Source organism: Streptomyces sp., from assembly GCF_035644915.1.
Classification (GTDB): Bacteria; Actinomycetota; Actinomycetes; order Streptomycetales; family Streptomycetaceae; genus Streptomyces.
In genome coordinates this window covers 1-10,805 of record NZ_DASQNP010000249.1, presented here as the reverse complement: position 1 = coordinate 10,805, position 10,805 = coordinate 1, and the positions used below count along the sequence as shown (strand labels likewise).

Here is a 10,805-nt window from a genome sequence, read left to right as displayed (position 1 = left end):
ACGTCGCCGGCGTCTCGCGGAGGGCGCCCGGCACCGCCTTCGCGGTGCCGGGCGCCCTTTCCGTTCCCTCTTCCAGGGCCGCCCTCCCGGGTCAGGCGTCGCCGTCCCGCTGGTGGCAGGGGCAGGAGCAGCGCAGGACGGTCACGCCCTCGCACGGCGGCTCGGTCTCCTCGCCGTCCCGGCACGTCCGGTGCCGTCCCAGGCGGCACGCCACCGACCGGTACTCCTCGTCCGCCAAGGCGCGCACCTCGTCCCTGAGCCACCGCGGGGCGTCCGGCAAGGTGGCGTACCAGCGGGCGTCGTCCGGGCAGGCGTAGTGCATCCCGCCCGGCCCCGAGCCGCTCTCGATCACGCGCACCAGGACCGGCCGGTCCGTGACGCGCTCGCACCGGCAGCAGACCATCGGCCGCCCGGTCACCAGGCGGCCCCCACCCGTACGCCGTGGATGACGGACGGGCCCACGTCGATGCCGTCGAGCGCCAGGGCGAGCGCACGGCGCCGCTCGTACTGCTCGTACGCGACCACGTACGGGCGGACCAGGGGACTGGCATCGCCGTCGGCCGGTTCGTCGGCCCTCCACCACCGCCGCGACGTCGGCAGCGGTACGGCCAGGGTCGTGACCAGCAGTGACGGGCGGGCGGTGGGGACGGAGGCAGGATGAGGCGAACAGGCTCGGTGCCGGCCGCTCCCCGGCGGCAGCAGCCACGTTCTCACCCAGTCGAGGCAGCGGTGGATAAGGTCTTCCATGTCGACGCTCCTTTGCAGCGTTGGCCATGCCCCCGGACCGGTGCCAGCGGTCGCGGGGGTTCCGTCTTTGTGCACCATACGGCTGGTGTACTACCCCCGTCTACCCTCTGGGGTAGCTATGGTCGGGCGTCGGTGGTCTCATAGCTTCCAGAACATGAGCATCGACCGGGAAGGGCCCATTCCGCCGTACCGCCAGATCGCCGCGAGCCTGCGGAAGCGCATTGCTGACGGGACCATCCCGGTCGGCCGCCGCATTCCGAGCCTGGTGGAGCTGGAAGCCGAGTTCGAGGTGGCCCGGGACACCCTTCGCAAGGCCGTCCAGGTACTCAAGGACGAGGGGCTTGTGAAGACCGTCCCCGGCATGGGCGTCTACGTCGTGGAACAACCGAAGGATTCCGGCGACAGCCAGGAGTAACGACATCACCGTTCCGCCTGATCGAGGCGGTCACGCTGCCCCGTATTGCCCATGTGAACGAGCGGATTCAGGCCCCCCGGTGTGAACGATCAGAGTCAGGTTCCCGACTTCAATCCGCAGGGACCGCAACTCGTGTACGTCGCGTTGGCCGATCACATCGCGGCGCGCATCGCAGTCGGCGAGCTGCGTCCGGGCATGCGGCTGCCCGCTGAACGTGCCCTCGCCGAGGAGTACGGCGTCGCCTACATGACCGTCCGCCGGGCCACGGCCGTGCTTCGCGAGCGGGGACTGATCGTCACCGTCCACGGCAAGGGGACGTTCGTGGCCGAGTCCGCGCACGACTCCGGCGACAGCCAGGAGTAACGCCCCTGCGCACGCCCGGCGGACAGACGGAACCCGCGGCGTGCCACCATCGCTTCCGTGCTCGACATCGGCTACGCCCTCTCCACCCGCTTCCCCGATCCGCCCCAGACCGACTACCGCACGGCGGACGTGCGGACGCTGCGGCACGACCTGTTCTGTGGTGACGTCTACCTGGCGGACACCGAGACCGACCGGGAGTTGTCCACGGCCCGGGGGACGGTGCCGGTGCTCGACTTCGCCTGGGCGCTGTGCGACATCGCCGAACGGCTCGACCGCGACCCCCTCGGCAACCGCGCCTCCCGTCCCCAGCACGCCGAGCTGGACTTCGTGGAGTCGGCCGACAGCCTGCGCTTCACGCGCCGCTTCGGCTGGGTGGACATCACCGCCGACTGGCTGCCCGAGCACGAGCCGCCGCTGACCGTCAACCACGGCATGCTGCGCCGCGAGGCGCGCGACTTCCTGCACGACCTGATCGCCGACCTCACCGACCTGCACGAGGGCCTGGGCGACAACCCGGTGGTCTGGGACCTCCAGGCGCGCTTCCCTCGGGTCTGAGCTTTTCCACAGGGCGGACGGACGTGCACCGCTGCGGAATAATCGAGGCATGTCAGCGGTGCCCAACGTCTCCGAGCTCCGCCGCGCCAAGTTCGCCCGGCGACTCCCCGGCGAGTTGTCGGAACTCGCCGGCCCGGCCCACGGCACGGTCAGCCTGCCCCTGCATCTGGCGTGGTCGGGTCTGACCCGGTTCGACCTCGATCAGCCTCGGCTGAGGATGAGCCTGTACCGGATCGTCCTGGCCGAGGGGATGCACGACGACCTGGTGCGGTACCTCAACCGGGACCTGTTGACCGACATGTGGCCCGTCCTGCGCACTCTGGTCAGCCGTGACCTCCGCGACACCTGGGAGAGCGCCTTCCCCGAGCTGACACACGACTCCCCTGCCGTCGCGTGAATCTCACGGAACTCCACCGGCGGCTCCTCGCGGACGTGCTCGCCGTGGGCGAGGCATACCCCCTCGTCCTCACCGGCGGTTACGCGGTACAAGCGCACGGCCTGGTCGACCGGCTCAGCCAGGACCTGGACGTCGCCACGGAGCACCCGGAGCGGATGGAGAACATCGCGCTGACGGTGCGCGCCGGGCTGGAGGAGCGCGGTTGGCACGTACGGACGCTGGAGACCGATCCGCTGTCCGCCCGGCTGATCGTCATCGACCCCGGCAGCGGCGGGAAGTGTGAGGTCGACATCCTCAAGGAAGTCCTCTGGCGTCCTCCCGTACGCACCGAACACGGTCCGGTGCTCTCCCTGGAGGATGTGGTCGGCACCAAGGTCCGCGCGCTGACCGATCGCGGCCTCGCTCGCGACCTCATCGACGTCCGGGCTGCTTCGGACCTGTGGGGCCGCAGGGAACTCGAAGAATTCGGCCGGCGCCACGCCCGCGACGCCTTCGACCTCTCCGAGCTCCAGGCCCGGCTCGCCGGAGCGGACTGGATCGATGACACCGAGTTCGCCGCCTACGGACTCGGCGATCACCAGATCGCCGAGCTGCGCCGATGGGCCCGGGCCTGGGCCGAGGACATCGCGGAGCGGCTCCACGACCCGGACGCGGAAGAGGAGCGCTGAGGGCCTGGGCGACAACCCGGTGGTCTGGGACCTCCAGGCGCGCTTCCCCCGGGTCTGACGCCCTCTCCCGCCCTACGACTTGACCTCAAGCGCACTTGAGGTCACAGGGTGGTGGTCGCCACCAACGGGACCGCCACGAACGGGAGAACCCATGCGCGCCATCCGTCTGCACGCCTTCGGCCCCGCCGAGAACCTCCGCCACGAGCGGGTCCCGGACCCCGAGCCCGGCCCCGGCCAGGTGCGGATCGCCGTCGCGGCGGCCGGGGTGCACCTGGTGGACACCGCTCTGCGGTCGGGGAAGCGGCTCGGCCCCGTCCCCCTGCCCGAGCTGCCCACCGTTCCCGGGCGCGAGGTCGCCGGGACGGTGGACGCGCTCGGCGAGGGCGTCGACCCGCAGTGGCTCGGCCGCCGCGTCGTCGCCCACCTCGGCCACGCGCCCGGCGGCTACGCCGAGCTGGCGGTCACCGGGGTCGAGCGGCTGCACGCGCTGCCCTCCGGGCTGAGCGAGGACCACGCCATCGCCATGATCGGCACCGGCCGCACCACCATGGGCATCCTCCGCTTCACCGACCTCTCCCCCGCCGACACCGTCCTGGTCCTCGCCGCGGCCGGCGGCATCGGCAACCTCCTCGTCCAGTACGCCCGGTACCGGGGCGCCACCGTCGTCGGCGCCGCGGGCGGCCCGGTCAAGGTCGAGGCGGTACGGGCGCTGGGCGCGGACCTCGTGGTCGACTACACCAGGGACGACTGGGCCGACCGGATCCGCGGGAAGTTCGGCGACCGGCCCCTCACCCTCCTCTTCGAGGGCGTCGGCGGCGATCTGGGCCGTACCGCCCTCGGCCTCCTCGCCCCCGGCGGCACCCACCTGTCGTACGGCTACGCCGCCACGGGCTTCTCCCCCGAGGGGCAGACCGCGCCGTCGCAGGAGGAGCAGCGGCGGCTGGGCATCACGTCGCGGTCGGTGCTGGGCAAGCCGATGTTCGACAAGGTCGGCGGCATGGAGAACCTGCGGGTGCTGGAGGACGAGGCCATGGCACTGGCCGCCGCGGGCACCCTCGTCCCCCTGGTCCACCACTTCCCCCTGGCCGACGCGGCCCGCGCCCACCGCGCCCTGGAGACCCGCGCCACGCTGGGCAAGGTCGTCCTGGTGCCCTGAGCGGGCCGCGTCCCGGCCGCGTACGGCCCGGACGCGGCGCGCGGCAGTCGTCAGCCGGCCTTGCGGCGGAAATTCCGCTTCCGGCCGGCCTCGCGGCGCATTCCGCTGACCTTGGAGCGGCTCTCCTCATGGGCCTGGCGCTTCTGGCCGACCTGCTTCTTGTGCTCCAGCGCCTCCCTGAACTTCCGCTTGAGGTCGTCCTCGGTCTCGGCTTCGGAACTGGAATCGGCCTGGTTCTCCTGCATGGTGACCTCCCGGGGTCGAAGGGGCTGCACCGGTCAGCCTCACACAGGGGAGGCCGTCCTGCGAGACCATTTCGGCCGTCGTGGCCGTCCGGTTCCGCACCCGGCCCGGGGTCCGCCCGTGCGATCGCGGGCGGCCCCCGGGCCTCGTGAGGGGCCGGACCGTCCCGTCAGCGCAGGTAGACGTTCGGCTGCGGCGGGAGGCTCATGCCCTGGCCGAGGAAGAAGCTCGGGTGCGGCGGCTGGTTGTAGGCGGTGTTCTGCCAGGCCAGCGCCACCCGGTACTGGGCGTCGTGCAGCAGCGTGTGCAGTTTGAGGTCGGTCGGGACGGTGGTGGCGTAGATGCGCAGCGCCGAGTTGTCGCCGTGCCGCCAGATCACCTCCTCGCGCCAGTCGCCGAACAGGTCGCCGGAGAGCACGGGGGTGGACTTGGTCCCGTTGCTGGCGGCCACGCCGCTGCCGGTCAGCAGCCGGGTCTCCCCGCCGGTGCCGTACTTGTCGATGCGGGTGCCGTCCAGCAGTTCGCGCACCGGGTCGCCGTCCCACCAGGCGAGGAAGTTGGCCGAGGACGGGTTGCGTCCCACGTCGCCGCCCGACGCGTTGCGCAGCCGGTCCATGTTCGGGCCCGAACCCCAGAACTCGGCCCCCGCGCTGCCGGCGTGGATGTCGGCGGCCACGCCGCGCCCCGGGCCCTCCGAGCCGCTGGTGGGGGTGCGGTGGAGGACCTGGCCGGTGCGGGCGTCGTGCAGGTCGGAGCCGGGCTGGTTGCCGGACTCGTGGATGGTGAAGACCTCCAGGCCGGACCGGGAGGGCACGAAGTCGCCCACGTGGAGGGCGTCCCCGTGGCCGAAGCCGGTGGCGTACATCAGGCGGCCGTCGTCGTCGATGGTGGCCGAGCCGTAGACGATCTCCTGGCGGCCGTCGGCGTCCACGTCCGCGACGGAGAGCTGGTGGTTGCCCTGTCCGGCGGCGGCGCCGTTGCCGGAGGCGTTGGAGTCGAACATCCAGCGCCGGACCAGCCTGCCGTCGCGGAAGTCCCAGGCCGTGACGGTGGCGCGGGTGTAGTAGCCGCGGGCCGTGATCAGGGAGGGCCGGGTGCCGTCGAGGTAGGCGGTGCCGGCCAGGAAGCGGTCGACGCGGTTGCCGTACGAGTCGCCCCAGGAGGAGACGTTGCCGCGCCCCGGCTCGTAGGGGACGGTGGACAGCGCCGCGCCGGTGAGCCCGTCGAACACGGTCAGGTACTCGGGGCCGGTGAGGATGTAGCCGGAGGCGTTGCGGTGGTCGGCGCTTGCGTTGCCGATGACGGTGCCGCGGCCGTCGCGGGTGGCGTCGGCGGTCTTCATCGCCACCTCGGCCCGGCCGTCGCCGCTGTAGTCGTAGACCTGGAACTGGGTGTAGTGCGCCCCGGCCCGGATGTTGCGGCCCAGGTCGATGCGCCACAGCCGCTGGCCGCCGAGGCGGTAGGCGTCGACGTAGACGTTGCCGGTGACCCCGGACTGGGAGTTGTCCTTGGCGTTGTCCGGGTCCCACTTGACGACCAGTTCGTACTGGCCGTCCCCGTCCAGGTCGCCCGGGCTCGCCTCCACGGGGGTGTAGCCCGAGCCGGGCGGGGAGAGCGGTACGTCGAGGTGGTTGCCGCCGGTGAAGCGCAGCGAGGGTTCGGAGGGCGCCTGCTCGGCGCCGTTCACCACCGCGCGCACGGTGTAGGAGGCGTCGGCGGGGGCGCCGGGGTCCAGGTGGTTGGTGCTGCCGGTGATCGGCGAGGAGTTCACCTTCACCGAGCCCCGGTAGAGGTTGAACGCGGTGTCGCGGCCCTCGGTGCCCAGCAGCCGCCAGGACACCAGGTTCCCCGAGCCGGAACGCACCGAGACCAGGCCCCGGTTGACGTCCTCCATCTGCACGGCGTTCGCGGCGGGGGCGGGTGCGGCAGCCGGGCCGGCCGTGGAGGCGTCCGCCCCGGCCGCCGACGGGACGGCCGTCCAGCCGGCGGCCAGCAGTGCGGCCAGCGCGGCGGCGCACAGTCCTCGCGGCCCGGCCTTCCTCCGTGCTCCGTGTGCTCTCGCGCGTGTTCTCTTCGTGCTGTGGGCAGGCATGGCGGCTCCTTGTAGGGGTGGTGGACGCTCCCGCACCGTGGGAAGAGCACGCATGAAACGATTCATCGGCGCGCCGCGGAGAGCCGGTGCGGCGGGACGCCGAGGGGGTATGGGAGCGCTCCCATGACCATAGGGGCGCCACCGCGCGGCGGCAAGAGCCGTGCGCCGGCCCGGTCCCGTCCGGCCTCCCCGCCCTCGCGGCGGGCGGGGAGGCCGGACGGACGGCCGCCGCGGTCGTCACGGGTGGCGCGGCCGTCCGCGCCACCGGTCAACCCGCCGGCCGTACCGCCGGTCAGCCCGCCGAGGGGCCGGTCCACCCGGCCGGCACGTGCCCCAGCCGCACCCGCTGCGGGTGGTCGCCGACGGGGACGGAGGCCACCTTCCGGCCGGTGGCGAAGTCGATGGCGGTGACCCGGTCGGCGCCGCTCTCGGAGACCACGCAGTGCCGGCCGTCGCCGCTCACGGTCGCCCAGTACGGCTTGGACGCCTCCACCAGCGGGCCCTCCCGGAGGGTCGCGCGGTCCACGACGGTGGCGTAGTCGTCCATCGTCCCGGCGATGCAGAGCTTGGTGCCCTGCGGGTTCATCGACATCCCGTGGTGGCGCGAGTCGTTGACCCAGGTGGTGCGGTCCTCGTCCGTCTCCGGGTTCTTCGGCAGCTCCTTCAGCCGGGTGATCCTGTCGGAGGCCACGTCGTACTCCAGGAAGCCGTTGAAGAACGACACCTGGAAGTAGAGCGTGGACTCGTCGGGCGTGAAGGCGACGGGCCGCACCGCGTCGGAGAGGTCCTTGCGGCCGAAGGCGTCCAGCCGCTCGCGCATGTCGACGACCTTCACCCGCTCGAAGGTGGTGGCGTCGACGACCGTGATGCGCCGGTCGCCCTTCGTCCAGTCGAGCCACGGGGCGTCGAGGTCGTTGTTGACCTCGCCGATGGACATGTTCCAGATGTACCGGCCGCCGCCGGTGAAGACGTTCTCGTGCGGCTTGTCGCCCGTGGCGAACGAGCCCAGCTCCCGGCCCGTGGCGATGTCCAGGACGTGGACGGTGTTGGACGTCGAGGCCGAGACGGCGACCCGCCTGCCGTCCGGGGAGACCGCCATGTGGTCGGAGCGGTAACCCGACACGGGGAAGCGCCAGTTGAGCCTCCCCGTCGTGACGTCGATCGAGACCACGTCGGCGAAGCTCGGGCGCGAGACGACGACGGCCGAGCCGTCCGGCGTGGAGTACATGTCGTCGACGTACTGGTCGTGCCCCTCGCCGACGGTCTCGCGGATGCCGAGGAAGAAGGCGAGCCTGACGGGGTTGAGGTAGATCTCCCGCAGCCGCTCCTCCTTGTCGGGGATGACGTTGATCCGGCCGACCCTGGCGTGGTCGCCGGTGGACCCGATGACGTCCGCGGTCCCGTCCCAGTTGTTGCCGACGAACAGCACCTCCCTCAGACCGGCGTCCCCCGCGTCCGCGGGCGCGGCCGCCGAGGCGGGTGCCGCGGCCGTGGCGGCCAGCACGAGGGCGGCGGCGCAGCCGGCGAGCCGTCGGAAGCGGCGGCGCGGGGAGGGGCAGTGGGGTGACGGCGTTGTCGTCATGGCGCACTCCCTGGTCTGACGGAGGGTTAGTTACCGTGGGTAACGTAGCGGCCGTCCGGGCGGCTGACCAGATGCCCGGCACCCGAAATCCGTTGCCCGGCACGGCGGACCGCCGGTCCAATGCCTCCATGACCGCTTCCGACGGGCACGACGACCGCACCGGCACCGGCACCGGCACCGGCACCGGCGACCACGCGCGCCTGAACCGGCGCTACTGGGACGAGGAGGCCGCCACCGCACACGGCCCGCTCGCCCGCGCCCAGTGGGCACGGACCGAGCCGGTCTGGGGGCTGTGGGCCACCCCCGAGTCACGGCTCTCGCTGCTCCCCGGCGACCTGGCCGGGAAGCGCGTGATCGAGCTGGGCTGCGGCACCGCGTACGTCTCCGCGTGGCTGGCCCGCGCCGGGGCGCACCCCCTCGGCATCGACCTCTCCGCGCGGCAACTGGCCACCGCCCGCGTCCTGCGGGCCGAGTTCGGCCTCGACTTCCCCCTCGTCCTGGGCGACGCCGAACACGTCCCCTGCCGCGACGGCTCCTTCGACCTGGCCGTCAGCGAGTACGGCGCCTCGCTCTGGTGCGACCCCCGCCGCTGGATTCCCGAGGCCGCCCGGCTCCTGGCGCCCGGCGGCCTGCTGGTCTTCGTGCGCTACTCGCCGCTGTTCGCGCTCTGCGCGCCGCCACAGGGGCGGGCGTCCACGGCGCTGCTCCGCCCGCAGTCCGCCACGGGCCGCCTGGAGCGGGGCGGGCGCGTGGAGTTCGTCCTGCCGCACGGCGAGATGATCCGCGTGCTGCGCTCCAGCGGCTTCACCGTCGAGGACCTGGTCGAGATCCGCGCTCCCCGCACCGCACACCGGGACTACCCCGAGGTCTCCGCCGACTGGGCGCGCGACTGGCCCTGCGAGGAAGCGTGGAAGGTCCGGTTGGACGGCTGAACCGCCCTGTCCGGGCCCGCCCGGGAAGGGAGTTCACACCCCGGTGGTCCCGTCGATCCCCTCGCGCAGGAAGTCGGCGTGCCCGTTGTGCCGGGCGTACTCCTGGAGCACGTGCAGCATCGCCAGCCGCAGCGACACCTCCTCGCCCGTGCGGTGGTGGCGGCCCGTCACGTCCAGCGACTCCGCCTCCCGCTCGATCCGGCGTGCGTGCTCAACCTCCGCCCGCCAGGCGGCGAACGCCTCCGCCCGCGTCGCCGTGGCCGCGTCGTACGCCACCTGGAAGTCGCCCTCGTCCGACCACACCAGCGGGACGTCCTCGCCGCCGACGATCCGGCGGAACCACGCGCGCTCCACCTCGGCCATGTGCCGCACCAGACCGAGCAGCGAGAGCGTGGACGGCGGCATGGACCGGCGGCGCAGCTCCTCGTCGGCGAGCCCCTCGCACTTCGCCTCCAGCGTCGCGCGCTGGAAGTCCAGGTAGGAGCGGAGCATCTCGCGCTCCCCCGCGGTCATGGACGGACTCGTGCGTTCGACGGTCATGGCCGGCTCCTGTTCACGGGGCGGGGTCCCATGATCCCCCACCGGACGGTCGGCCGTCCGCCGCGCGCCCCATACTCGCTTCATGAGCCCGTCGTCCCCGCTCCGCTCCCACCGGTTCCGGGACCGGCGCCACACCAAGTACGACTTCCTCGACCCGATCCTCGTCGTGTGTCCGGGCTGCGGAGGGGACGCGCGCGTCGTCAGGGTTCCGCACGGGCCCGGCCACCCCCTCTACCCGGCAGTCGCACCCCGCCGCCTGATCTGCCGCGCCTGCGCCCTGTCCCGGGCGTGGAACAGTGGGTGCATGGTCTTCCGCCGGGGCTCGGGCGGTCCCGCGCGGGACCCGTACTTCGGCGCGCCGCTGCGGCTGCAGACCCGGACCCGCCACGGCCTGCTGTGGGCCTACAACTTCGAACACCTCGAACTGGTCGAGCGGTACGTGCGGGCATCGCTGCGCGAGAGGGCTCCCCGGCACGAGACCGGCTCGCGGAAGACGCTGGTGGCCTCCCTCCCCGTGTGGATCAAGCGCGGGAGGAACCGCGACGAGGTCCTGCGGGCCGTCGGCCGCGTCCGCGCCGCGTCACCGAACGCCTGACGCGCCGTCGCCGGCAGGAAAACGGTTCGCCGGCTGTCGGACCGGCCGCCTAAGGTGGCTCCATGCGGGGGCGGCTCCGCGGCGTGCTTCCTTCTCCTTCTCTCGAAAAGATTCCAGCGCGCCCACTCTCCGCCCCCGCACCGCTTCGCCCGGCGGTGCCGTCCGTATCTCCTGGGGGTGTGAGCATGGCCGTCGCGCGTGCCACCGACCGTACCGGCGTCACGACGGCCACGGCCGCGGACGACCTCGAAGGGCTGCTGCTGCGGCGCTTCTCCACCGTGTACGTCACCGCGCCGGCGGGCGGTCAGCGGACCGACCCCCGTGCCAACGCCGAGGGGGTCACCGCCCTGGAGGCCGACCTCGCCCGGCGCGGATACGTCCTGACGGCCCCGCTGCGCGGCGCGCTCGCCGCCCTGCCGCCGGCCGCCCTGGCGGAGCACGGCATCCGGCTGCTCGGCCGGATCGACGCGCTCCTGGGCGCCGACCGGCGGCACGATCCGCTGTTCCGCGGCTTCCCCGG

14 protein-coding genes and 1 pseudogene are annotated in these 10,805 nt (G+C 72.9%); 9 read left to right on the top strand and 6 right to left on the bottom strand.

The genetic code is table 11. From position 1 onward, the window contains the following. Window positions 1-91 precede the first annotated feature (91 nt). Window positions 92-418 carry a hypothetical protein gene (locus VE546_RS26655; protein ID WP_324926738.1) on the bottom strand — a complete coding sequence of 109 codons (327 nt, stop codon included), beginning with the start codon at window positions 416-418 and terminating at the stop codon, window positions 92-94. Then, window positions 415-747, bottom strand: a complete 333-nt coding sequence (locus VE546_RS26650; RefSeq protein WP_324926736.1) for a hypothetical protein — start codon at window positions 745-747, stop codon at window positions 415-417. The genes VE546_RS26655 and VE546_RS26650 overlap by 4 nt, the downstream gene beginning before the upstream one ends. 154 nt (window positions 748-901) lie before the next feature. Between VE546_RS26650 and VE546_RS26645 the strand changes: the two genes are divergently transcribed. The 6 genes from VE546_RS26645 to VE546_RS26620 all read left to right on the top strand — a co-directional run bounded on the left by VE546_RS26645 (window position 902) and on the right by VE546_RS26620 (window position 4,301). After that, window positions 902-1,162, top strand: a complete 261-nt coding sequence (locus VE546_RS26645) for a GntR family transcriptional regulator (protein ID WP_324926734.1) — start codon at window positions 902-904, stop codon at window positions 1,160-1,162. Window positions 1,163-1,294: 132 nt separating this feature from the next. Beyond that, a complete protein-coding gene (locus tag VE546_RS26640) occupies window positions 1,295-1,525 on the top strand; it encodes a GntR family transcriptional regulator (RefSeq protein WP_414720594.1) in 231 nt (76 codons plus the stop codon). Window positions 1,526-1,582: 57 nt separating this feature from the next. Next, on the top strand, window positions 1,583-2,080 hold the full coding sequence (locus VE546_RS26635; protein WP_324926730.1) for a hypothetical protein: 498 nt from the start codon (window positions 1,583-1,585) through the stop codon (window positions 2,078-2,080). A gap of 49 nt (window positions 2,081-2,129) precedes the next feature. Beyond that, window positions 2,130-2,477, top strand: coding sequence for a transcriptional regulator (locus tag VE546_RS26630; RefSeq protein ID WP_324926728.1), 348 nt, complete (start codon window positions 2,130-2,132; stop codon window positions 2,475-2,477). Beyond that, window positions 2,474-3,145, top strand: a complete 672-nt coding sequence (locus VE546_RS26625) for a nucleotidyl transferase AbiEii/AbiGii toxin family protein (RefSeq protein WP_324926726.1) — start codon at window positions 2,474-2,476, stop codon at window positions 3,143-3,145. Before VE546_RS26630 ends, VE546_RS26625 begins: the two co-directional genes overlap by 4 nt. Window positions 3,146-3,296: 151 nt before the next feature. Further along, window positions 3,297-4,301 carry a zinc-binding dehydrogenase gene (locus VE546_RS26620; protein WP_324926724.1) on the top strand — a complete coding sequence of 335 codons (1,005 nt, stop codon included), beginning with the start codon at window positions 3,297-3,299 and terminating at the stop codon, window positions 4,299-4,301. Between the two features lie 50 nt (window positions 4,302-4,351). On the opposite strand, the gene VE546_RS26615 is transcribed toward VE546_RS26620, so the two are convergent. The 3 genes from VE546_RS26615 to VE546_RS26605 form a co-directional block, all read right to left on the bottom strand. After that, entirely contained in the window at window positions 4,352-4,546 is a 195-nt protein-coding gene (locus VE546_RS26615; protein WP_324926722.1) for a DUF5302 domain-containing protein, read from the bottom strand. A 167-nt stretch (window positions 4,547-4,713) separates the two neighbouring features. Then, entirely contained in the window at window positions 4,714-6,636 is a 1,923-nt protein-coding gene (locus tag VE546_RS26610; protein ID WP_324926720.1) for a rhamnogalacturonan lyase, read from the bottom strand. 292 nt (window positions 6,637-6,928) lie between these two features. Continuing rightward, window positions 6,929-8,218 (bottom strand): YncE family protein, encoded by a 1,290-nt coding sequence (locus tag VE546_RS26605; RefSeq protein WP_324926719.1) that lies wholly within the window; start codon window positions 8,216-8,218, stop codon window positions 6,929-6,931. Window positions 8,219-8,346: 128 nt separating this feature from the next. Here VE546_RS26605 and VE546_RS26600 point away from each other — a divergent pair, with 128 nt between their 5' ends. Next, the gene (locus VE546_RS26600) at window positions 8,347-9,150 is read left to right on the top strand and encodes a class I SAM-dependent methyltransferase (RefSeq protein WP_324926717.1); all 804 of its coding nucleotides are present in this window, start codon (window positions 8,347-8,349) and stop codon (window positions 9,148-9,150) included. A gap of 33 nt (window positions 9,151-9,183) precedes the next feature. Here VE546_RS26600 and VE546_RS26595 read toward each other — a convergent pair whose 3' ends face one another. Next, the gene (locus tag VE546_RS26595) at window positions 9,184-9,690 is read right to left on the bottom strand and encodes a DinB family protein (RefSeq protein WP_324926715.1); all 507 of its coding nucleotides are present in this window, start codon (window positions 9,688-9,690) and stop codon (window positions 9,184-9,186) included. An 82-nt stretch (window positions 9,691-9,772) separates the two neighbouring features. Here VE546_RS26595 and VE546_RS26590 point away from each other — a divergent pair, with 82 nt between their 5' ends. Beyond that, a complete protein-coding gene (locus tag VE546_RS26590; protein ID WP_324926712.1) occupies window positions 9,773-10,285 on the top strand; it encodes a hypothetical protein in 513 nt (170 codons plus the stop codon). 185 nt (window positions 10,286-10,470) lie between these two features. Beyond that, window positions 10,471-10,805, top strand: a pseudogene (locus VE546_RS26585) (hypothetical protein); the annotation flags it as partial.

What these genes read in the sequence shown, in the direction of transcription:
- VE546_RS26600 (WP_324926717.1), top strand. Translation starts at nt 8,347, where the DNA reads ATGACCGCTTCCGACGGGCACGACGACCGCACCGGCACCGGCACCGGC.
- VE546_RS26620 (WP_324926724.1), top strand. Translation starts at nt 3,297, where the DNA reads ATGCGCGCCATCCGTCTGCACGCCTTCGGCCCCGCCGAGAACCTCCGC.
- VE546_RS26615 (WP_324926722.1), bottom strand. Translation starts at nt 4,546, where the DNA reads ATGCAGGAGAACCAGGCCGATTCCAGTTCCGAAGCCGAGACCGAGGAC.
- VE546_RS26610 (WP_324926720.1), bottom strand. Translation starts at nt 6,636, where the DNA reads ATGCCTGCCCACAGCACGAAGAGAACACGCGCGAGAGCACACGGAGCA.
- VE546_RS26630 (WP_324926728.1), top strand. Translation starts at nt 2,130, where the DNA reads ATGTCAGCGGTGCCCAACGTCTCCGAGCTCCGCCGCGCCAAGTTCGCC.
- VE546_RS26605 (WP_324926719.1), bottom strand. Translation starts at nt 8,218, where the DNA reads ATGACGACAACGCCGTCACCCCACTGCCCCTCCCCGCGCCGCCGCTTC.
- VE546_RS26590 (WP_324926712.1), top strand. Translation starts at nt 9,773, where the DNA reads ATGAGCCCGTCGTCCCCGCTCCGCTCCCACCGGTTCCGGGACCGGCGC.
- VE546_RS26645 (WP_324926734.1), top strand. Translation starts at nt 902, where the DNA reads ATGAGCATCGACCGGGAAGGGCCCATTCCGCCGTACCGCCAGATCGCC.
- VE546_RS26595 (WP_324926715.1), bottom strand. Translation starts at nt 9,690, where the DNA reads ATGACCGTCGAACGCACGAGTCCGTCCATGACCGCGGGGGAGCGCGAG.
- VE546_RS26650 (WP_324926736.1), bottom strand. Translation starts at nt 747, where the DNA reads ATGGAAGACCTTATCCACCGCTGCCTCGACTGGGTGAGAACGTGGCTG.